We start from the raw sequence: 22639 nt of genomic DNA, 5'->3' as shown, positions 1-22639 counted from the left end.
TTACACCAACGTGATTTTCTCCCCAGAATTCTTACGTGAAGGTCGTGCGCTGTGGGATAACCTGTACCCGTCCCGTATCGTGGTGGGCGAGCGTTCTGAACGCGCACAAATTTTCGCTGACTTGCTGTTAGAAGGCGCGATTAAGAAAGATGTGCCAGTGCTGTTTACTGACGGCACTGAAGCCGAAGCGGTTAAATTATTCGCCAACACCTTCTTAGCCATGCGTGTGGCGTACTTCAATGAATTAGACACTTATGCAGAAAGCCGTGGCTTGAATGCGCGTCAAATCATTGAAGGCGTCTCTTTAGACCCGCGTATCGGCAGCCACTACAATAACCCATCATTCGGTTATGGCGGCTACTGCTTACCGAAAGACACCAAGCAGTTACTGGCGAACTACGACGATGTGCCGAATAACCTGATTAACGCGATTGTGGAATCTAACCGCACGCGTAAAGACTTTATCTCCGATGCTATTATCGCTAAAGCGCCGCGTAAAGTGGGTGTGTATCGCTTAGTAATGAAAGCGGGCTCTGATAACTTCCGTGCCTCTGCGGTGCAGGGTGTGATGAAGCGTATCAAAGCCAAAGGGATTGAAGTGGTGGTTTACGAACCAGTACTCAAAGAAGATGAATTCTTCCGCTCAAAAGTTATCCGTGATTTAGAAACATTCAAAGCAGAAAGCGACATTATTCTGGCAAACCGAATGGTGCCTGAATTGGATGATGTGGCGGACAAAGTCTATACCCGTGACCTGTTTGGTAATGATTAATCATACACAACAATACGTAAGTAAATAATTAAGAGCCGTCTTTTATGATATTAAATACTAGTAACATAGCTATTATTATGAGCGTTTATAAGAATGATAAACTGGATCATCTTAAAGAAGCAATCAATAGTATTTATATACAAGAGAATATAACCCCTCTTATACTTGTGTATATAGATGGAGAAATTCCTCAACAACAGTTCGAATATTTAGAATCGTTGCATAGTAATAATATTATTGAATTAATATCATCTAGAATAAATCAAGGATTATCTTTTGCTCTTAATACTCTTATAGATAAAGCTCTCACGTATCCGGATATAAAGTATATCGCACGTATGGATAGCGATGATATTTCATACCCTACGCGTTTATCAGTACAAAAAGAATTTTTAGACCTAAACACAGATATCGATATACTCGGTACCTCTTGTCAAGAGTTTGGGGCTCCGTATGCTCTCAAAGAAAAAAGACTACCCTCTAATCATAGTGATCTTATCCAATTCAGTATAACTAGATGCCCATTTATCCATCCCTCCGTTATGTTTAGAAGACGTGTTTTCGAACAAGGTAATCGATACCCTACTCATACTTGCTTTACTGAGGATATGGCCTTTTGGTTAGAATTACTTTATAAAAATTATAAATTTCATAATCTCCCTGATATTTTACTGAAATATAGACTTGAAGAGAATACAATGATCCGCAGAGCAGGCCTATCTAAAGCTAAAAGTGAAGTTTCTTTGCGACTTGGTTATATGTTCCTTCTCAACAAATTTAGTTTTAGAAATATACTATTGATATACAGCCGTTATTTTTTTCATTTATTACCTCCCAAGGTAATGAGCTTAGCTTATAAACATTTAAGATAATTGTTATAAAAGGATTCTTAGCTTTATTGTCGGCTATGTTTATGTAATTGTCCGCGAACGCTTTAATAACAGCATTAAAAGCACCGAAGATATTGATACTCTCCAGGCTAATGTCGATGCCATTCTCTTTCCATGAGATAAAGCTGATTGAGGCGGAAAACAAAAAACCTTAAGTAAGATACTGCCGTAGAAGCCATCTGCTCGTTGCGAACCAGTGTGTATTTTTCGATAATGAACCAAGTGAATAACATGGTAACGATGACTAGTGCATCACATAGAGTAGGAGAAAGATTTGCCACTTTAAATATGGACGTAGCCTTAGCGAACGCGGTCAAAAAAGTTTTACTCATCCATACCAACTTATGTAAAAGCTGTTTGCACAAAGCCTTTAGTTTAAGTAATAAAGCGGAGTTATCTGGATATTTATCACTGCTAAGTTTAGAATTCCCGCAATTCACTCCAGTCTGATTGAAAACTTCAAAGTAATTTGTCGTGGTAAAAATGTTACTCACTCTTCAGAATTACTTATGGATGAGCGCTTTAAGCAGTTGTTTGATAAAGTCAAAAACCAATATGACATCGAAATCATTGATACCGCATCAATTTTAGTAATCAACGATTTCGCCATTATTAGTAAACATGTAGGCACCTCACTACTGATTGCCTTCTACGGTGTGAATATAGTTAAAGATGTCAATTTATCACTCAAGCGCCTTAAGCAAAATGACATCAAAATCACCCATGTGATTCTCAATGATATTAATGCAAAGCCAGATGATTATGACTACCACTATGAATATTAAAATTTAGAAATTTTTTCATAAGCAATCAAAATGTTATATTCACTGGCGGTCTTGGCTACATCGGTAACCATATCTGTATACAAATGGTCCAGCAGGAAATGCAGCCAATCATTTTAAATAACCCGCATAATGCTAACCTTGAAAGCTAAATCGTATTGAAGGGCTGTCACTGGAACAAAACTGATCTTTTACCAAGGTGATGTACGTGACAAGGCTATATTAAATATCATTCTTGCTAGTCACCATCATTCCATGGTCTACTCTGCAGGCCTAAAAACAGTCGTTGAATCAGTGCAAGAATCGATTAAATACTATGGCGTTAACGTCAATGGTACATTGGTGTTAGTGGAGAGCATGAAAAAAGTAGATATTAAAAGCCTGATCTTTAGTTCATTGACCACTGTTTATGGTGAACCTGAACATATTGCATTAACAGAGTAGGCTTCTATTGGTAATACGAATAGCCCATATGGAACCAGCAAACATATGGTTGAACGTATCCTAATGGACTTAAATATCGTCGATAATGAATACTCTACTCACTGTTGTATTATTTTAACCCTGTTGGTGCACATAGCTCAGGCTTGATGGATGAAGACCCTCGCTGTATCCCAAACAACCTGACCCCATTTATCGCACAAGTCACAGTAAGTCGTAGAAAAGAGTTAGCAATTTTTGGTGGTGACTCCCGACAAAAGATAGTACAGGTGCTCGCGGCTATATTCATGTGATAGATTTGGCTGATGCCCATATTGCCGCACTAAATAATGTTAGCCAGCAAGCTGGATTTCATATCTACAACCTAGATACTGGTACAAGAACCAGTATTCTAGAAGCCGTTGCGGCATTTAAAAAAGTCGTCGGTAAGCCTACCCCTTATACAATTTCAGCACGCCGCCTTGGTGATATTGCAGAATATTGGTCAACTTCAGCAGAAGCCACTCGTGGTTTAGGTTGGATGGTAAAGTATTCAAGCTAAGATATGGCAGATGATGTTTGGCGTTGGCAGTCAATGAACCCTAATGGCTATAAAGTTAGCCATTGATAATTCATACTTTATTCATAATAAGTAAGTAGCTGTTGATAGGATTTATAATATGAAAAAATTAATTGTAGACCTAGATGGTACTCTAACAAGTGCTAATACTACAAATTATAAAGAGGTTTCACCTCGAGAAGAAGTGATAGAAAAACTTCGAGAATATAAAAAAATAGGATTTGAGATAGTAATCTTTACTGCAAGAAATATGCGAACCTATGATGGCAATATTGGAAAAATCAATGCTCATACACTTCCAGTTATTATTGAATGGCTAGATAAACATAATGTTCCATATGATGAAATTATTGTAGGGAAACCTTGGTGTGGACACGATGGATTCTATATTGACGATCGAGCCATACGACCTTCTGAGTTTTCTAAACTAAGTGTAGAAGAAGTAAATCAAATAATAGAGAACGAAAAAAAATGTTTTTAATCATGTCAGGAGCCTTTGTCGGCCAAGAGCTAGAATCAGAATTTGGGAAAATTCCTCCAAGCTTTTTACCTCTAGGAAATAAAAGGTTATATCAGTATCAAATTGCATTGGCCCCTAAAGGTGAAGATATATATATATCCATACCTGAAACCTTTAATATATCTATAACTGATCAAGTTTGGCTAGAAAAAAATAATGTTAATATAATAAAAACTCCAAATAGTTTAAGCCTAGGTGCATCACTAGTGGCATCATTGAATATATCAGGCAATATGTTAAATAAACCCTTACATGTATTATTTGGAGATACATTATTCCGGAGTCTACCTATCGGTGAGAATATTGTAGGTATATCTTATACTACGGATTACTATAACTGGGCAGTTCTTACGAATGATAACATTCATTGGCTAAAAGACCACCAGTCAGAGTCTTTAAATACAAAGCATAGAATCATTGATGGTTATTTCAAGTTTAATAACCCAAGAGAACTGATAAAATCAATTACTCAGAGCGAATGGCAATTTCTTGAAGGATTGAATAAATATCATAATACAATAGGTATTACCCCTATTGAATCAGATAGCTGGTTAGACTTCGGTCATGTTAATACTTATTACCATTCAAAAGCCCAATATACCACTCAAAGAGCATTCAACGAGCTGCTAATTACACCTGACTGGGTTGAAAAATCAAGTGCAAAGAGCCATAAAATAGCTGCAGAAGCCTTTTGGTTTGAGAATTTACCTTCAAAACTTAGAGGTTTTACCCCACAATATCTTGGTTCTAAATATGAAAATGGTACTATTTCCTACCGTTTAGAGTTTCTACACCTTACAGCTTTGAATGAACTATATGTATTTTCAAGATTACCAAGTAAAGCTTGGGAACAAATATTAACAAGTTGTATTAACTTTCTCATCGCCTGCAACAATAATAAAGCTTCAGACTATAGCTCAGCTAACTCTCTTCCTATATTACTTAAAGAAAAAACAATCAAACGGCTAAATGACTATTGTCGAGATAAAAATATTTCTTTCGATAAAAAATGGAGCTTAAACGGTAGTGAGGGCTTCAGCCTTACCGAAGTATTAGAAAATATAAACATGCATGTACCATCTAATCCCAAAGAAGATACTGTACTACATGGAGATTTTTGCTTTAGTAATATTCTTTATGATTTTAGGGCTGGCAAAATAAAAACAATTGACCCTAGAGGACTTACGCCTAGTAACGAACAGACTATCTATGGAGACTTAAGGTACGATCTTGCAAAACTAAGTCATTCTGTTCTTGGATTATATGATTGGATTATCGCAGGTTATTTTGATGTTGCAATTAGTTCTAGTGATATATCATTCAATATTGTAGAAGAAGACCACCATAAAGAAACACAGAAAATTTTTATTAAAATGGTTGAAGATACGTTTGGTTTAACCGCAAAAGAACTGTATGCGATGCAAATTCATCTTTTTCTTTCTATGCTACCTTTACATTCTGATGATGTTAAACGCCAGGAAGCATTATTTGCTAATGCTTTTCGCCTTCACCAAATTTTTCTAAGGTTAAAATAATGATTGTTATCCCTATGGCTGGTATGAGCTCTAGATTTTTCAAAGCAGGCTACACCCTTCCTAAGTATATGTTAGAAGCTCAAGGTGAGACTTTATTTTGGCATTCAGTTCAAAGCTTTAATAAATATTTTATTAGTCACCCTTTTTTATTTATTGTAAAGGATATTTTTAACACACCTTCTTTTGTAGAAGAGCAAGCAAAAAAACTAGGTATTAAAAATTTCTACATTTCTATATTAAATGAGGATACAAGAGGGCAGGCAGAAACTGTAGCTCTCGGGTTAAAAACCCTTGAAGAACAAGGGGTTAATTATTCTGGTTCTATTACTATTTTCAATATAGACACATTTAGGAAAAATTATAAATTTCCAAATTTAAGGGTGAAAGGCAATGGCTATTTAGAAGTTTTTCAGGGAAATGGCAGTAATTGGTCTTATGTGAAGCCAAAAAATAAGCACACTACAATAGTTATTGAAACTGCAGAAAAAAAACCCATTTCAGACCTATGCTGTACAGGATTATATCACTTTGCAAATAAGGATGATTATCTACTGGCTTTTGCTCGTTATTTAAAAAAACCTATAGAAGAATGGGATAAAGGAGAGCTATACATTGCTCCATTATATAATGAACTAATAGCTGTTGGATTAGAAATACATTATGAACTAATTAATAAGCAAGACGTTGTATTTTGCGGTGTTCCTGAAGAATATGAAGATTTTAAATCATTCAAAATTATTTGATTTTTAGCTAATATGGTAGCTACGCATGACTGAACATGAAAAAAATACTCATTTAGTTTTTAGTATAGCAGTGCATGAATCAGCAGAATCAGTATATGACCTTGTCGATAATATAAATTATTTTTGCTTAAATCCACTAATAGTCATTCATGTTCCTCAAGATTCTAAAATGACACTCGACATTTCAAAATACAACAATGTCTATATTAATAGAACTAAGCTTTTGACAGGATATGTTGATGGGACCCTAACTTTTGTGCATATAGAAAATTATTTAGAGTGCAAAAGGATAGGTCTCCAGTTTGATTATTTCATTCCTTTTGGTAGTAATCAGCTATTTATTAAATCAGGTATTGAAAATTATATTCATAACTCAGTAAAAAATGAGAGCTCAAGCCCAGAGAAGAAGGACTACCATTACAAAGTGTACCTGAGAGACAAAAGTGCATACAAGTTATTAGAGTCTAATATCAGAAAATCAGCACCTGAAGGTACATATTATAGGTATGATGTAATGGAGTACATGCTATCTTCGGGAGTTGAGCAATACTATAAGAAAAATATATGGGCATACCGGTGCCAATTAGGCTTCAGAATACGGAAATTTTCATCATTGCTGACAAGAGTCATGGTTAAATTAAAACTAGTGTCATTAGTTCCTTCTTTTATGGCTAAATTTTCTTATGCTTCTGAAGAAATCATATTTCCTTCAATAAAATATGCAGGAATAGAAAGAAAAGTATTTTGCTTTATTCCTTGGGAAAGAGAAAATATTAAAGTTACTATCAAAGATATTGAATACCTTATATGTCAAAATTCTCATTACTACACAGTCAAGCGAGTAGAAAGAGATTATTATGATGAAATAAGAGTTTTTATTAGGGAGAATATCGCTGAGGGTTATAAAAAAAATAAACCGAATCAGGTATGAAAGCTGGAACTGTCTCCCATTAAAATGAAATTCATAGTTTCTCGAGCTGTAAGCTGTAATTGTATAATGAGATAAGGAACAGCTTTTTTAGAGATAATATTTTTTAAGGGGTCAATAAGCGTTACACATGAAACCAAATCCATTTGCACGTAAGCTCGCATCATCTTTTTTCATCCCAACCAACAACCGTTAATGTTATGCCACATATTGTTTTATTCGAACCTGAAATTCCACCAAATACTAGGGATATCATCTATTTATGTGTCAATACTGCATGTAGTTTGCACCAGATCCATCCACTCCGCTTTACTCGGGATAACAAATGCCTACGTCGCGCAGGGTTAGATTACAGTGAATTATCATCATGGCTATTACTCATTCTTAGAAAGTGAAGGGTTAAACCCTGATAATAATCAGTCGCCAACAGGTGCCCTTGTGTTTGCATTAACCACCAAAGGTAAGCCGAGCCACGGTAATGTGAGCTATCGAGAAGATGATTATTTAATGTTTGGACCAGAAACCCGCAGCCTACCACTGTATGTTCTCAACAGTATGCCAAACGAGCAGAAAATTCGTTGTTCTATGCTGCTAGAAATCCGTAGTATAAATCTTTCTAACTCGGTTGTCGTTGTAGTACTCAAAACTTAGCATCAGCTTGGATACCCGGGTACACTGTTGAAAGATTGAAAACAACAGAGAGGCCAGTTAAGCTCATTTGGTTTCACTAGAAAAAGTGTACCACTCCAATGAGTAAGATGAGCCTTACTAGAACCCCTTCAAATACCCCATCTTCTATAATGGCCGCAAACTTAACATTTCGATCTTTCAAGAGAAATAGTCTGAATTAATGGGGAACAAACAGTTTGTCATCCGCCCGATTAAAAATCCACTCGCTGATGATAAAAAACTAAATACATTGTTATCGAAGAAAATTTCGCCAGTAAATTAGTTAAATTTATCCGATACCACCTCTTTAGTGATGGATACCGAATTTAAACTACCACTACGAATATTAAAATTTAGGGATGTTTTTTATGGACAGTCAACAAGTACTAGTCACCGGCGGTCTTGGCTATATCGGCAGCCATACCTGTGTGCAAATGATCCAACAAGGTATTCAGCCGATTATTTTAGATAATCTTCATAATGCCAACCTTGAAGTGCTTAATCGCATTGAAACCATCACGGGAACTAAACCGACGTTTTATCAAGGTGATGTTCGTGATAAAGCCATTTTGGGCACCATTTTTGCTCAGCATTCAATTAGCTCAGTGATCCACTTTGCGGGGTTAAAAGCAGTCGGTGAATCTGTCGAAAAACCTATTGAATACTATGATGTAAATGTGAATGGCACCTTAGTTTTAATACAAAGTATGCGTCAGGCGGGTGTTAAAAGCTTAATTTTTAGCTCCTCTGCGACAGTGTATGGTGAGCCTGAACATACCCCGTTAACTGAAGAATCCTCTGTCGGAAATACCAATAGCCCATATGGTACGAGTAAATATATGGTTGAGCGTATTTTAACTGACCTCAGTATCTCAGATAACGAATGGTCAATTTCCTTACTACGTTACTTCAACCCGGTTGGTGCACATAATTCTGGCTTGATGGGTGAAGACCCGAATGGGATTCCAAATAACCTGACCCCGTTTATTGCGCAAGTGGCTGTCGGTCGCCGTAAAGAACTTGCTGTATTCGGCGGGGATTATGCCACCAAAGACGGCACTGGCGTCCGCGATTATATCCATGTGATGGATTTAGCTGATGGACATATTGCTGCGTTAAACTATATGAATAAAGATTCAGGGCTTTATATCTATAATCTGGGTACCGGTACAGGAACCAGCGTGCTGGAAGTGATCGCTGCTTTTGAAAAAGCTGTCGGTAAACCAATCCCTTATAAAATTGCCGAACGTCGTGCAGGAGATATTGCTGAATATTGGTCAACTCCAGCAAAAGCAGAGCGCGAGCTTGGTTGGAAAGCCAAATATACCATTCAGGATATGGCTGATGATGTATGGCGCTGGCAATCTATGAACCCCAACGGTTATCAAAGCTAAATCATCCTTGATATAGCATCAATTAGGCGAGCCTCTAGCTCGCCTTTTTATTTTTTACGCCCTCAAACTCTATCTTCACCACACAGTTAACCTACTCACTCCCTAGTTCGCTTCTAGTCTATTCCTCAAACCACCTTTCACTCACAAAACATTTCCTGCATCAATATCATTTTTTGTTTTATTATATTTTTATATAACATCGATTTTTGGATGAATTATTTGGTTTTTTGTTTAAAACTGAACTATTATCCCGAGCTGACTTTGTGTCGTGTAACTTCAATTGCTAAAAATTACCATTATCCATCCTGATTAGGGCTATTATCATGTTCAGTAAATTTCTCATGGCTATCACAATGAGCATCCTAATTTCTGGGTGTCATCTCGTCCCGGGAACCTATATTTCCACATCAGGAAAAAGGACTATTGATACTGGTAAGCAAGATATCAACCAGCTTGTGGATATTTACCCTATCTCCCCTAAGCTGCTAAGTGAAATGCAGGTTGCCCCTGTGATTGCCAAATCTAATCCTCAGCTTGAGGAGCTGCTAGCCAGTTATGACTATCGTGTTGGAGTGGGGGATGTGCTGGCAATTACCGTATGGAATCACCCTGAGCTCACTATCCCCGCAGGCTCCTATCGCAGCGCTGCGGATTCAGGAAACTGGGTTCACGCAGATGGCTCCATTTATTATCCCTATATTGGAAAAGTCTCCGTTCTCGGTAAAACAATCAGTGAAATCAGGAAATTAGTCAGCACCCGACTAGCAGCTTACCTTGAAGCGCCACAAATCGATGTCAGCATTGCCGCCTTTCGTTCGCAAAAAATTTATGTGTCTGGCGAAGTTACCAAACCAGGTTCCTTGCCCATCACCAATGTCCCTCTCACTATTTTGGAAGCCTTTAATACCGCAGGCGGGTTAACCGAAAAGGCGGACTGGGACAATGTGATCCTCACCCGTGGGGGAAAAGAGATAAAAATCTCGCTGCAATCGTTAGTCCAATACGGTGATTTAACCCAAAACTACTTAATGCTATCTGGTGATGTTCTCTATGTTCCCCGTAATGATGCGCAAAAGGTCTTTGTGATGGGAGAAGTGGGGAAACCATCAACATTGACTATCGACCGTGCAGGAATGAGCATCACTGAAGCGCTAAGTAAAGCCAATGGACTCAGCCAAACTACCGCAAGTGCAACAGGGATTTTTGTCATTCGGTCAACGCATAAACCCGCACCAATAACAGATTCTGAAGACGAGAACCCCTTTTCTAAAATGGCAGAAATTTATCAACTCGACCTCTCCGATGCGACATCACTCGTGATGGGAACTGAATTTAAATTACAACCTTATGACCTTGTTTATGTGACAGCGGCACCTGTTGTTCGGTGGAACCGTTTAATCACCCAATTACTGCCAACCATCGCCTCATACAACCAGCTTGCCGAAGGAACTAAGCGTATTTATGCATGGTAATCTTATTTTTAATCAAATACTTATGTTCAATAACATTATTATCGTGTGCATGGGGAACATTTGCCGGTCACCCACTGCGGAGCGTTTAATGCAGGGGCTTTTCCCCCAAAAAAAGATCCACTCCGCAGGGCTGATTGCGCGGGAAAATCAACCTGCTGATGCTCAAGCTCGCCATATAGCAAAAAACCATCACCTCTCTTTGGAGGAGAATCGTTCTCGTCGTTTGACCGGGCATTTATGCCAGATGGCAGATTTGATCCTCGTAATGGAAAACACTCATACCCAAAAACTTTATCGGCAATTTCCGCAAACCCGAGGCAAAGTCATGCTATTTGGTGAATGGCTGAATAAAACCGAAATCCCAGATCCTTATAAACACAGCCAGGAGATGTTTGAGCATGTTTATCAGCTTATGGAAAAAGCAGCCGAGTCGTGGCAAGGAAAGATTTAGACTCTATTTAAACTTATTTAAAAACTAACTCTATGAACAATAAAGAAAAAAAGCATGTGCCGAACACCGATGAAATCGACTTACTCGCCATACTAAAAACACTGAAATCTAACACGCTAACGATAGCGGCGTTTACTATTGCCGCCACTTTAAGTGCCGGAGTGTATTGCTGGCTCGCGTCTCCTATTTACCAAGCGAATGCTACATTACAGTACGATAAAATAAACCAAGCATCGCTATTAGAGAAAATGAACGATGGAATGCTTTTTGGTGGCAATAATGGGCAAATCGATTCAGAAATTGAAGTCATTAAATCCAGAATGGTGCTAGGCAAAACCGTGTCAGACTTGAATCTAGATATTCAGATTTTGCCTTCAAAGATATTCTCCAAATTTCTGAGTGATGCGGTTATTGTACATATTGCAGAGTATCAACTCCCCCCAGATTTAATTGGTCAACCCACCACTTTAACCTTTTTAGATAATTGCCAATATACGCTAGAACTTGCGGGCCAAACTTATCATGGGCAAATTGGCATCCCTTTAAAGCAAGGTGAAATTCACTTATTGATTGATTCATGTACCGCTCAAGGTGGGGAAAAACTGACCTTAATAAAAAATGATCGTTATTCCGCTATCGAAAATTTACGACGCCGTCTCAGTATGAATGAAGCCAGTAAAAGCTCTGGTATCATTAACTTAACAATTAAAGGGACAAATCAGCGCGAAAATATCGAAATTTTGGATAATGTTATTCAAAATTATATTAATCAAAATAGAGAACATAGGAAGCTAGCTACAAACAACACGTTGATTTTTCTAGATAACTACATACCAAAAATAAAAAATAAGCTCGACCATTATGAAAATCAGTTAAATACGTTTCGTAAACAAAATGAGTCTATTGACCTAACGCTAGAGGCCAAATCCGCGCTTGAGAGTGCATTACATGTAGAAGAAAGGTTAAATGAGCTTACTTTTAAAGAAGTGGAGCTTCAACAACGATATACCCGCAGCCACCCGGCTTATCAAGCCTTACTTGATACACGCCAAAAATTGCTACTCGAGAAAGAAAAAGCCAGCAAAAATATTCAACAGCTGCCAAACACCCAGCAGCAAATTATTCGTTTAACTCGTGATGTTGAATCCGAGCAAGCTATTTATAATCAGTTGGTGACCAAGCAACGCGAACTCAGTGTGCTGAATTCAGGGATCACTGCCGATGTGCGAATTATTGACTCTGCGGAGTCTTACCCCATGGCCATCGCTCCCAAGAAAAGCTTAATCATGGTTTTGGCCTCTTTATTGGGTCTCGTGATGGGCTGCGCCTTTGTGATCGGAAAAGAGCTTCTCAATAATAAAATTAAGAACACGGAAGAACTCGAGGCGCTAGGCCTTCGTGTTTATGCCACCGTTCCATTCTCGTTGGATGAAAAAAAATCACGGTATCGCGAAAGTAAAAAGCCCCTATCCATTGAAAATCCAGCAGATATGGCAATAGAATCCATTCGTTCATTAAGAACAAGTGTCTATTTCTCTGTGATGAATCAAGACAATAATATTGTGATGGTGACAAGTGCATCCCCAAATGTAGGAAAAAGTTTTATTACTGCAAATATGGCTGTCGTCCTCGCCAATGCAGGTAAAAAAATTCTGCTTATTGATACCGATTTACGCAAAGGACATATTCATAAAACATTTGGGTTAGAAAATAAATCTGGGCTTTCAGAATTCTTATCTCTACACGGCGGGAATTCCATCTCAAAACATCAACAAGTTATTGAGAATTTGGATATTATCAGTCGAGGAAAAAGTACCACGCACTCTTCAGAACTGCTTATGAGCGAGCAATTTAAGCATTTATTGGACTCAGTTAAGCATCAATATGACATGGTTTTGTTGGACACTGCGCCCATTTTTGCGATTACAGATCCCGCTATTATCGGAAAATATGCCGGCACATCACTCTTAGTGGCCTATTATAGCGTGAATACCGTTAAAGAAATTGAACGCGCACTTAAACATTTCAAACAAAATAATATCGAAATTACTGGCACCATCCTTAATGGCATTGATGAAAAATCTGACGATTATCATTATGTCTACCAGTATTAATAGAATGGCGAGCCACCCCTCGCCTTTCGCTCTCATACCGACACAACTAATGCATCTTTCCAAATTTGCGCGTAAACTCTGCATCATCTTTTTCATCCCGACCAATAGCCGTTAACGTTATGCCACATATTGTTTTATTCGAACCTGAAATCCCACCAAATACTGGGAATATCATCCGCTTATGCGCCAATACAGGCTTTAGTCTGCACCTGATCCATCCCCTCGGTTTTACTTGGGATGACAAACGCTTACGCCGTGCAGGGCTAGATTACAGCGAATTTGCGGATATCAAACATCATCATGACTATTACGCATTCTTAGAAAGTGAAGGGTTAAATCCTGATAATAATCAGTCTCCAACGGGCGCCCGTGTGTTTGCGTTAACCACCAAAGGTAAGCCAAGCCACAGCAATGTAAGCTATCGGGAAGATGATTATTTGATGTTTGGACCAGAAACCCGCGGCTTACCGCCTTATGTTCTCGATAATATGCCGATCGAGCAGAAAATTCGTATTCCGATGCTGGCTGAAAGCCGCAGTATGAATCTTTCTAACTCGGTCGCCGTTGTGGTATTCGAAGCTTGGCGCCAGCTTGGGTATCCGGGTGCACTGCTGAAAGACTAATTTAGTTTGCTTATGCCGTTTGCTAGATTTAGAACAAATCTTGAACATCATTTAAGTTGCTGCTAGACTTGTACAATAAATAGTACAAGATAGGTATCATACAATGAAAACCATTTCCTTTAGTGATGCTAGAAGCAATTTGAAAGCAGTGCTTGATAGAGTTGTTGATGATATGGATACGACGATTATAACCCGCCGTGATTCTGAAGCGGCTGTAGTTATGTCCTTGGAATACTACAATAGTTTAATGGAAACCATCTACCTATTGCGCTCTCCTGCAAATGCAGAGCATCTCAACAAATCCATCGAGCAATTTAAAGCGGGTAAGATTTCAGAGAGAAAGCTAATCAATGAGTAGACTTCTAACATGGACGGATCAAGCTTGGGAAGATTATCTATACTGGCAAAGCCAAGATAAAAAGACATTAAAGCGGATCAATAAACTCATTGAAGACACAAAAAGAACGCCATTCAGCGGTATAGGTAAACCAGAGCCACTAAAAGAAAACTTAGCTGGCTTCTGGTCTCGTAGAATAGATGAAACTAATAGGCTAGTTTATGCAATCGAAAATACCGCACTAATCATCATTGCCTGTCGCTATCATTACTAGCTTTATTTAAATCCCATCCCCGCCTTCAAAACCATCAACGTTACCATTAAAGTTTTGATCCATCTCCAGCGATGGCTTATCGCTTGTTGGCTTACCGACAATACGCGCAGGAACTCCCGCCACTGTGGTATGAGGAGGAACTGGGTGCAGCACTACAGAACCAGCGCCAATTTTTGCGCCGCGACCAATTTCAATATTGCCCAGAATTTTAGCGCCAGCGCCAATCATCACCCCTTCACGTACTTTAGGATGACGGTCGCCACAGGTTTTACCGGTACCGCCTAGCGTAACAGACTGAAGAATAGACACATCATTTTCGACAATCGCCGTCTCACCAATCACGATCCCCGTCGCGTGGTCGAGCATGATCCCACAGCCAATACGGGCAGCTGGATGGATATCGACCCCAAAAGAGACCGAAATTTGGTTTTGCAGATAAACGGCCAACGCTTTACGCCCTTCACCCCATAGCCAATGCCCAATACGATAGGCTTGTAGGGCGTGAAAACCTTTCAAATACAGCAGTGGCGTAGAATATTTATCAACCGCAGGGTCTCGTAAACGAACAGCAGAGAGATCCATCGCCGCAGAAAAAATCATCTGCTCGTCATTACGATATGCTTCTTCCACAATTTCGCGGACTTCCATTGCGGGCATAATCGGTGAGCTCAACTTGTTCGCCAACATATAGCTAAGCGCACTACCGAGGTTGTCATGCTTCAGTAATGTCGCGTTAAAAAAACTGGCAAGTAAAGGCTCACAGTCAGCAAGCGCCTTGGCTTCTTCCTTAATGTAACCCCAAATTCTATCCAGTTCTTCACGCGACATAATGGCTCTCTTCTATATTATTATTAGCTTGGTAATTTAGGCATGTCTGCAATTTCATCTTTAGTTGCACGCCCGAGCAATGCTTGGGAGGCTTCTAACACATTTTTATTGCAGTAGAGAATTTGATAAATCTGTTCCGTGATTGGCATTTCAACACCAGCACGCTCCGCAAGGGCTTTCACCTCTTTGGTATTACGATAGCCTTCAACCACTTGCCCAATATCTTTTTCCGCCTCTTCCACACTGACACCATTGCCTAGCATCATGCCGAAACGGCGGTTACGAGATTGGTTGTCGGTGCAGGTTAACACTAGGTCGCCAAGTCCTGCCATACCCATAAATGTGGATGGATCAGCACCCAGTGATACACCTAAGCGGCTCATTTCGGCTAAGCCTCGTGTGATCAATGCCGTACGTGCGTTTGCGCCGAAGCCCATACCATCAGAGATCCCAGCGCCAATCGCGATAACGTTTTTCACTGCGCCACCAAGTTGCACACCAATCATGTCAGGGTTTTTATAGACGCGGAAACTTTTGCCACAATGGAATAATTTTTGTAAATCATCACCAAATTGGCTATCGGATGCAGCGACTGAAATAGCCGTAGGGAGACCGGCTGCAAGCTCTTTTGCAAAAGTGGGGCCAGAAAGTACCGCCAGAGGAATTTCGTTTCCTAATACCTCACGCGCTACATCTTGCAACAAACGCCCGGTATCTCTCTCTAACCCTTTGGTTGCCCAAATAATGCGGGAGCCCGCTTTTAGATACGGTTTGATTTGCTTGAGCACATCACCAAATACATGGCTAGGTACCACAATCAAGATATTCAGGCTCGCTTCAACGGCGCTTTTTAAGTCCGTTTCGAGAGATAAACTATCAGGGAAAGAAACACCAGGTAAAAACGCTTGATTGCTACGTTCTTGGTTTAATTTACGGATGTGTGCTGGGTCATGCCCCCACAACACCACCTGATGACCATTACGTGCAAGAGTAATGGCTAAAGCGGTGCCGTACGAGCCGGCACCGATCACTGTCATTGAAGCAGTATTCATTAAGCGACCTTATTGAACTTCAGGGTTCTGCGCTTGTTCACCTTGTTGCTGCTGTAAGTAATTCATGAACAGTGCATCAAAGTTAACTGGCGCTAAGTTCAATTGTGGGAAAGTACCACGACCCACCATGTTCGTGATAGTTTCACGCGCATATGGGAACAGGATATTTGGGCAGTATGCACCTAAGCAATGTGCCATTTGAGTGCCTTCGATACCATCAATGGAGAACACACCCGCTTGCTGAACTTCACACAGAAATGCAGTTTCTTCGCCCAGAGTAGCGGTAGTTGTCACACGCAGAACAACCTCATATACGCCTTCAGCTAGCTGAGTTGAAGAAGTATCTAAATCTAATTTGATCTCTGGCTGCCACTCTTTTTGAAAGATTTGAGGTGCATTAGGTGCTTCAAATGAAACGTCTTTTGCGTAGATACGTTGAATTTGAAATACCATTTCTGAGTTGTTTTGTTCTGACATAATAATTACCTTACTTCCATATTAGAGTTTCGAGATATATTCAGTTGCCGGCACATTTTACAGTGCCGGATAATTACTTCTTACCACGAGCCAGTGGTAGGTTTTCACCCGCCCAACCAGCGATCCCTTCTTTCAGGACAAAGACTTTTTCAAAGCCATGATGAGCAAGCTGTTCAGCAGGTTTAGTTGCTTCCATTCCACTTGCAGAAACCATAATCACAGATTTCTGTTTATGTTTTTCCAGCTCACCCAAATTATTATCTTTAATTTCAGATGGTGTTAAGTTAATAGAATCAATAATATGCCCTTTGCGGAACTCTTCGCGAGTACGTAAGTCCACAACAACTGCTTCTTCTTTATTGATCATTGTAATCGCTTGAGTGCGCGCAATGACTTTAGTTTTAGAGAATAGGCTTCTGAAGGTCATCACGACCACGGCAACAAATAACACTATCCAAGTCAGACTAACAAACGTGTTACGACCGACAAATTGCATGATTTCTTGGATCATGGGGGGCAATTACTCCCGTTAGTTAAAAACGAATATCAAAGGGTTCAGAGTATACCTTTGTGCCGAGCTAATTACAGCCAGTTAGCGCAAACTAGAATGTCTTTTTTGCGAAAACACTCGCAGAGTTAACACCTTTTTACTGAAAAAAGAATTTTTTTCTCAAAGCTGTACGCAGGCATTTTAACATAAACATGCTCCGACTAGACTTTGACGCTAAATTAATTCCCATCTAAATAGAGTATATACAGTAAAATTCAGTGATAATACGCCTATGATTTGACTTAGTATCAAATGGTATAATAGCAATATTCTTAATTTTTAAGCGTTTTTATGACTATTTTTAAGAGAACACTGGAAAGCACGACTTGCAGATGAAATAATCAGTTATTGCATTTAATTGAGGTGATCTATCACAATGGCCCATACATCCCATCGAATAAAGACGTTTTTTGTTCGTCAGGCAATGATCCCCGCCCTGCTTGGTTTGGGGTTATTCACTTTGGCGCCTTCTCACGTCGCGCTCGCGAATCAGATCACCGAAAATAAAGGTCAATTAAATGACCTGCTAAAAAGCATTGCTGAAAAAGAAAAAAGCGTTAAAGAACAGCAAACTAAAAAAAGTAATCTCCTTCAGCAACTTAAAGAGCAAGAACAAAGTATTTCAGCAGCAAGCCGTGATTTGCATCTAACACAAAACCAATTAAAACAGCTAGATAAAGAAATATCCGCCTTATCTAGCAATATCAGTCGGCTGCAAAAGAAAAAAAATGAGCAAGAAAAACTACTTGCTGAGCAGTTAGATGCTGCATTCCGACTTGGTAAACACCAAGGTTTATCACTACTCTTAAAGGGTGAAGAAGGTCAACGGGAAGAGAGAATTCTTGCGTATTATGGTTACCTCAACCAAGCTCGTGAAAAAAATATTCTTGATCTAGAAGAAACCACCAAAGAGCTGCACGAACAGAAACAATTAGAGCAAAAAAAGCAAGCTGAGCAGAAAACAACGCTCACACGCCAGCAGCAAGAAAAACAAAAGCTCGATAATGCGCAAGCTTCACGGCAAAAAACCTTAACCGTATTAGAAAGCTCATTAAAAGAAGATCAAAAAAATCTCGCGGTCTTAAAGCAGAACGAAGCCAGACTACGCGACAAAATTGCTAAAGCAGAACGCGAAGCCAAAGCACGCGCTGAGCGTGAAGCTCGTGAAGCCGCGCGAATTCGTGCTCAAGTGGCTGAAAAGGAAAGAAAAGCCAAACAGAAAGGCGCCACGTATAAGCCATCTGAAAGTGAGCAATCACTTATGTCTCGAACAGGCGGTTTAGGTCGTCCTGCTGGTCAAGCTATCTGGCCGGTACGCGGTTCCACCCTACATAATTATGGGGATGTGATCTCCAGCGAATTACGTTGGAAAGGTATGGTGATCGCCGCAAATGAAGGCACCCAAGTTAAGGCTATTGCGGATGGTCGTGTACTACTCGCTGACTGGCTTCAAGGTTATGGTTTGGTTGTTGTCGTTGAGCATGGTAAAGGGGATATGAGCCTATATGGCTATAACCAAAGTGCGCTGGTAAATGTGGGACAAGAAGTCCGCGCAGGTCAGCCAATTGCGTTAGTGGGAAGTAGTGGCGGTCAAGAACGCCCTGCACTTTACTTTGAAATTCGCCGACAAGGTAAAACCGTCAACCCTCGCCCATGGCTAGGAAGGTAGCACAACCACCTTTCACATTACCTATAAAATGCTAGGCTATAAAAAGTTAGGAAAATAATTATGTTAAGACACTCGCCGATGAAATTACTGATTAGCCTGCTCCTTATCATGGTCAGCTCTCAGGCGAGTGCCGCCAAACTCGCTATTGTCATCGATGATTTCGGTTACCGAGCCAAAGAAGATAATCAAATCCTAGCGTTACCGGCCGCCATCAGTATTGCTATTTTACCTAACTCACCTCATGGTGCTGAAGTCGCGGCAACCGCCTATCAGCAAGGGCGGGATATTTTAATCCATATGCCCATGAAACCATTGAGTAAACAACCTCTCGAAAAAGACACTTTGGCACCCTCGATGAGTGCTGAAGAGGTTGACCGCATCATCAAAAATGCCATTAGCCGAGTTCCTCACGCTAAAGGAATGAATAACCATATGGGTAGCGAGATGACCTCCAGCCTTTCTGGGATGCGCAATGTGATGCGCTCGCTGTCGCAATCGAACCTCTTTTTCTTGGATAGCGTCACGATTGGTAATACGCAAGCATTGAATGCTGCTAAAGAATTTGGCGTTCCCTCTACGAAGCGCAATATTTTTATTGATAATCACCAATCTGAAGAAGAAACCCGTACACAGTTGAATAAAGCCATTGCTTACGCGCGTAAACATGGCAGCGCGGTGGCTATTGGTCACCCGCATCCATCAACCGTGCGCGCCTTACAAAAATTTATTCCACTGGTTCCCTCTGATATTGAGCTTGTGCCTGTCAGTTCACTGGTCGGCTATCAGCCAGCAACTGGCGAACCACGTAAAACGCTCAGAATGCAACCTGAAGGTGTTAATCCAACTCTGCCAGTGACAAAGCCAGAGACAAAAATGCCATTCAAATCAGAGGCAAAACCTCATGAAGCGGCTAAAACAACGGTAGATTCTGATGATGCGACACCAACTCTTGCGGAGCCAGAACTGACCAACGATGCTGCGGAGCAACCTGAAAAATCAGTCAGTCCCGCAGAGTTAGGTGTATGCGATATCGAACTCCCATCAACCCGCCTACAAGGCATTGAGCTACTCATGTTTGTGGTCGAGGCCATTTATCAAGATAAAACCCTACAGCCCCTGATTGCAGAAAAGAAAATACCATAACGGGTAAGACTAAACATAAAAAAGGGTTTAAAGGCCTTCGCCAATAAACCCTTTAAACTCATAAGCTAATTCTGCATTAATCCCAGTTTAAAATCACTTTTCCTGACTGCCCTGAGCACATCACATCAAAGCCTTTTTGGAAATCATCAATAGAAAACTCATGAGTTATGATTGGTGATAAATCGAGGCCTGATTGCACGAGTGTCGCCATCTTATACCAAGTTTCAAACATTTCACGCCCATAAATTCCCTTGATAAACAGACCTTTAAATATAACTTGGCTCCAGTCTGTTGCCATCGATGATGGAGGAATACCTAATAGCGCAATTCTGCCACCATGATTCATGGTATCTAGCATAGTTTGGAAAGCAGCGGGCGCCCCTGAAACTTCTAGCGCCACATCAAAGCCTTCTTTCATGCCCAGTTCATTCATGACGTCTTTAAGATTTTCACGGCTCACATTCACCGCGCGGGAGACACCCATTTTTTTCGCTAATTCAAGGCGATAATCATTCACGTCAGTGATCACCACATGGCGAGCACCAACATGTCGGCAAACTGCTGCCGCCATAATACCAATAGGACCTGCGCCCGAAACCAGCACATCTTCCCCCACTAAATCAAACGATAGTGCCGTATGTACCGCATTACCAAATGGGTCAAAAATTGCTGCAATTTCATCGGGAATATTGTCTGGAATTTTAAAGGCGTTAAACGCTGGGATCACCAAATACTCAGCAAAACATCCTGGGCGATTTACACCGACGCCAATGGTATTACGGCATAAGTGGGTACGCCCACCTCGGCAATTACGGCAATGACCGCAGGTAATATGCCCTTCGCCAGAAACACGGTCACCAATTTTAAACCCTTTAACTTCCTGTCCAATCTCAACAATTTCCCCTATATATTCATGACCCACCACCATCGGAACTGGAATCGTTTTTTGCGACCATTCATCCCAGTTGTAGATATGAACATCCGTACCGCAAATAGCGGTTTTACGGATTTTAATCATCACATCATTGTGTCCCAGTTCCGGTTTCGGAACATCTGTCATCCATATACCTGGTTCTGCTTTTAATTTGGACAGTGCTTTCATAGGCGACCTTTTATTTATGATTACATTAATTTAATGACCACTTTAATTTCACAACTGCATTAATTTCATAAGAAAATCAAATTTATAACTAAATTAGTTGAAGCTTTTTGCCAATACGGGTGAATGCATCAACAGCGTGTAAAATATCCTCTTCGCTGTGTGCAGCAGACATTTGCGTGCGAATTCGCGCTTGTCCTTGCGGAACTACCGGATAGAAAAATCCAGTGACATAAATACCTTCTTTTAATAGTTCTGAAGCAAATTGCTGAGCAATTTTGGCATCACCCAACATCACAGGAATGATGGCGTGATCGGCGCCTGCTAATGTAAATCCTGCCGCAGACATTTTTTCTCTAAATAACTTCGCGTTAGCCCACAATTTCTCACGGCGCTCTTGCCCTTCGGTCATCATATCGATCACCTTAATGGACGCAGCAACAATAGCGGGTGCCAAAGAGTTAGAGAATAAATATGGGCGCGAACGTTGACGTAACCACTCGACAACCTCTTTTTTGGCGGCAGTATAACCACCCGATGCACCACCTAATGCTTTTCCGAGTGTACCTGTAATGATGTCAACTCGCCCCATCACTTGACAATACTCGTGGCTACCACGACCGTTTTCACCAACAAAACCAACAGCATGAGAGTCATCTACCATGACCAATGCGTTATATTCATCTGCAAGGTCACAGACAGTTTTCAAGTCAGCAATCACACCATCCATCGAGAAAACACCGTCAGTCGCAATCAGAATATGACGCGCACCCGCAGCTTTCGCTTCTTCAAGGCGCTGTTTTAATTCCGTCATATTGTTATTGCTGTAGCGATAGCGCTGGGCTTTACACAGGCGAACACCGTCAATAATGGATGCGTGGTTTAGTGCATCAGAAATAATGGCGTCTTCTGGCCCCAGTAGCGTTTCGAAAAGCCCGCCATTGGCATCAAAACAAGAGGAATAGAGAATCGCATCTTCCATTCCAAGGAAATCCGCGATTTTCTTTTCAAGAACTTTATGGCTGTCTTGGGTACCGCAAATAAAGCGAACCGATGCCATACCAAAGCCATGGCTATCCATACCCTGTTTTGCCGCTTCAATCAGCGCGGGATGATTGGCTAAGCCTAAATAGTTATTTGCACAGAAGTTAATAACGCGCTGTCCACCCTGGATTTCAATATCCGCGTCTTGAGAGGTCGTAATAATGCGTTCATGTTTAAACAAGCCTTCAGCTTCTATTTGCACCAATTGTTGTTTAATCTGCTGGTAAAATTGTTCTGACATGATTTGTTCCTGTAAAGAAGTTGTTTACAGAG

General features: G+C 40.4%; 22 protein-coding genes and 2 pseudogenes. 18 read left to right on the top strand and 6 right to left on the bottom strand.

From position 1 onward, the window contains the following. The 16 genes and pseudogenes from GKR71_RS14815 to GKR71_RS14740 form a co-directional block, all read left to right on the top strand. The coding region (locus GKR71_RS14815) for a nucleotide sugar dehydrogenase (RefSeq protein WP_154634501.1) at positions 1 to 772 on the top strand (772 nt) is incomplete at its 5' end. 44 nt (positions 773 to 816) lie between these two features. Next, a complete protein-coding gene (locus GKR71_RS14810) occupies positions 817 to 1644 on the top strand; it encodes a glycosyltransferase (protein ID WP_154634500.1) in 828 nt (275 codons plus the stop codon). Positions 1645 to 2171: 527 nt separating this feature from the next. Continuing rightward, positions 2172 to 2447 (top strand): hypothetical protein, encoded by a 276-nt coding sequence (locus tag GKR71_RS19920; RefSeq protein ID WP_195848979.1) that lies wholly within the window; start codon positions 2172 to 2174, stop codon positions 2445 to 2447. A gap of 83 nt (positions 2448 to 2530) precedes the next feature. Next, positions 2531 to 3426: pseudogene (galE, locus tag GKR71_RS14800) on the top strand (UDP-glucose 4-epimerase GalE). 118 nt (positions 3427 to 3544) lie between these two features. After that, positions 3545 to 3925: an HAD-IIIC family phosphatase gene (locus tag GKR71_RS14795; protein WP_154634499.1), complete on the top strand. Its 381-nt coding sequence runs from the start codon at positions 3545 to 3547 to the stop codon at positions 3923 to 3925. Continuing rightward, complete coding sequence (locus GKR71_RS14790) at positions 3916 to 5499, top strand: capsular biosynthesis protein (RefSeq protein ID WP_154634498.1); 1584 nt, start codon at positions 3916 to 3918, stop codon at positions 5497 to 5499. The genes GKR71_RS14795 and GKR71_RS14790 overlap by 10 nt, the downstream gene beginning before the upstream one ends. Further along, a complete protein-coding gene (locus tag GKR71_RS14785) occupies positions 5499 to 6242 on the top strand; it encodes a capsular biosynthesis protein (RefSeq protein ID WP_154634497.1) in 744 nt (247 codons plus the stop codon). The genes GKR71_RS14790 and GKR71_RS14785 overlap by 1 nt, the downstream gene beginning before the upstream one ends. Positions 6243 to 6267: 25 nt before the next feature. Next, complete coding sequence (locus GKR71_RS14780; RefSeq protein ID WP_154634496.1) at positions 6268 to 7173, top strand: hypothetical protein; 906 nt, start codon at positions 6268 to 6270, stop codon at positions 7171 to 7173. A 197-nt stretch (positions 7174 to 7370) separates the two neighbouring features. Continuing rightward, positions 7371 to 7821 (top strand): annotated as a pseudogene (locus GKR71_RS14775) (TrmH family RNA methyltransferase). A gap of 386 nt (positions 7822 to 8207) precedes the next feature. Next, positions 8208 to 9233 carry a UDP-glucose 4-epimerase GalE gene (gene galE, locus GKR71_RS14770; RefSeq protein ID WP_154634495.1) on the top strand — a complete coding sequence of 342 codons (1026 nt, stop codon included), beginning with the start codon at positions 8208 to 8210 and terminating at the stop codon, positions 9231 to 9233. A gap of 323 nt (positions 9234 to 9556) precedes the next feature. Further along, positions 9557 to 10705, top strand: coding sequence for a polysaccharide export protein (locus tag GKR71_RS14765; RefSeq protein ID WP_154634494.1), 1149 nt, complete (start codon positions 9557 to 9559; stop codon positions 10703 to 10705). Between the two features lie 22 nt (positions 10706 to 10727). Further along, positions 10728 to 11156 (top strand): arsenate reductase/protein-tyrosine-phosphatase family protein, encoded by a 429-nt coding sequence (locus tag GKR71_RS14760; protein ID WP_154610082.1) that lies wholly within the window; start codon positions 10728 to 10730, stop codon positions 11154 to 11156. 32 nt (positions 11157 to 11188) lie between these two features. Further along, a complete protein-coding gene (locus GKR71_RS14755) occupies positions 11189 to 13270 on the top strand; it encodes a polysaccharide biosynthesis tyrosine autokinase (RefSeq protein ID WP_154634493.1) in 2082 nt (693 codons plus the stop codon). A gap of 119 nt (positions 13271 to 13389) precedes the next feature. Beyond that, positions 13390 to 13893 carry a tRNA (uridine(34)/cytosine(34)/5-carboxymethylaminomethyluridine(34)-2'-O)-methyltransferase TrmL gene (gene trmL, locus GKR71_RS14750; RefSeq protein WP_036950780.1) on the top strand — a complete coding sequence of 168 codons (504 nt, stop codon included), beginning with the start codon at positions 13390 to 13392 and terminating at the stop codon, positions 13891 to 13893. A 103-nt stretch (positions 13894 to 13996) separates the two neighbouring features. Beyond that, complete coding sequence (locus GKR71_RS14745; protein ID WP_006663215.1) at positions 13997 to 14251, top strand: type II toxin-antitoxin system Phd/YefM family antitoxin; 255 nt, start codon at positions 13997 to 13999, stop codon at positions 14249 to 14251. After that, positions 14244 to 14504, top strand: a complete 261-nt coding sequence (locus GKR71_RS14740) for a Txe/YoeB family addiction module toxin (protein WP_036950778.1) — start codon at positions 14244 to 14246, stop codon at positions 14502 to 14504. The genes GKR71_RS14745 and GKR71_RS14740 overlap by 8 nt, the downstream gene beginning before the upstream one ends. A gap of 6 nt (positions 14505 to 14510) precedes the next feature. Here the strand turns inward: GKR71_RS14740 and cysE are convergent, their stop codons facing one another. From cysE to GKR71_RS14720, 4 genes are all read right to left on the bottom strand, one after another. Continuing rightward, the gene (gene cysE, locus GKR71_RS14735) at positions 14511 to 15332 is read right to left on the bottom strand and encodes a serine O-acetyltransferase (RefSeq protein WP_036950776.1); all 822 of its coding nucleotides are present in this window, start codon (positions 15330 to 15332) and stop codon (positions 14511 to 14513) included. A gap of 23 nt (positions 15333 to 15355) precedes the next feature. Continuing rightward, on the bottom strand, positions 15356 to 16384 hold the full coding sequence (gene gpsA / locus GKR71_RS14730) for an NAD(P)H-dependent glycerol-3-phosphate dehydrogenase (protein WP_036950774.1): 1029 nt from the start codon (positions 16382 to 16384) through the stop codon (positions 15356 to 15358). Between the two features lie 9 nt (positions 16385 to 16393). Further along, positions 16394 to 16861 carry a protein-export chaperone SecB gene (secB, locus tag GKR71_RS14725; RefSeq protein WP_006660561.1) on the bottom strand — a complete coding sequence of 156 codons (468 nt, stop codon included), beginning with the start codon at positions 16859 to 16861 and terminating at the stop codon, positions 16394 to 16396. Positions 16862 to 16934: 73 nt separating this feature from the next. After that, entirely contained in the window at positions 16935 to 17369 is a 435-nt protein-coding gene (locus tag GKR71_RS14720) for a rhodanese-like domain-containing protein (protein WP_230085095.1), read from the bottom strand. A 418-nt stretch (positions 17370 to 17787) separates the two neighbouring features. On the opposite strand from GKR71_RS14720, the gene envC reads away from it, so the two are divergent. Together envC and GKR71_RS14710 are read left to right on the top strand one after the other, a co-directional pair. Further along, a complete protein-coding gene (gene envC / locus GKR71_RS14715; protein WP_036950769.1) occupies positions 17788 to 19080 on the top strand; it encodes a murein hydrolase activator EnvC in 1293 nt (430 codons plus the stop codon). A 60-nt stretch (positions 19081 to 19140) separates the two neighbouring features. Continuing rightward, entirely contained in the window at positions 19141 to 20223 is a 1083-nt protein-coding gene (locus tag GKR71_RS14710; RefSeq protein WP_154610074.1) for a divergent polysaccharide deacetylase family protein, read from the top strand. 76 nt (positions 20224 to 20299) lie between these two features. On the opposite strand, the gene tdh is transcribed toward GKR71_RS14710, so the two are convergent. After that, on the bottom strand, positions 20300 to 21325 hold the full coding sequence (gene tdh / locus GKR71_RS14705) for an L-threonine 3-dehydrogenase (RefSeq protein ID WP_036950765.1): 1026 nt from the start codon (positions 21323 to 21325) through the stop codon (positions 20300 to 20302). An 88-nt stretch (positions 21326 to 21413) separates the two neighbouring features. Next, positions 21414 to 22607, bottom strand: coding sequence for a glycine C-acetyltransferase (locus tag GKR71_RS14700; RefSeq protein ID WP_154634492.1), 1194 nt, complete (start codon positions 22605 to 22607; stop codon positions 21414 to 21416). Positions 22608 to 22639 lie beyond the last annotated feature (32 nt).

Source organism: Providencia sp. wls1922 (assembly GCF_009706505.1).
GTDB classification, from domain to species: domain Bacteria; phylum Pseudomonadota; class Gammaproteobacteria; order Enterobacterales; family Enterobacteriaceae; genus Providencia; species Providencia lanzhouensis.
The sequence above is the reverse complement of the archived record's forward strand: the minus strand, read 5'-3'. Positions and strand labels throughout refer to the sequence as shown.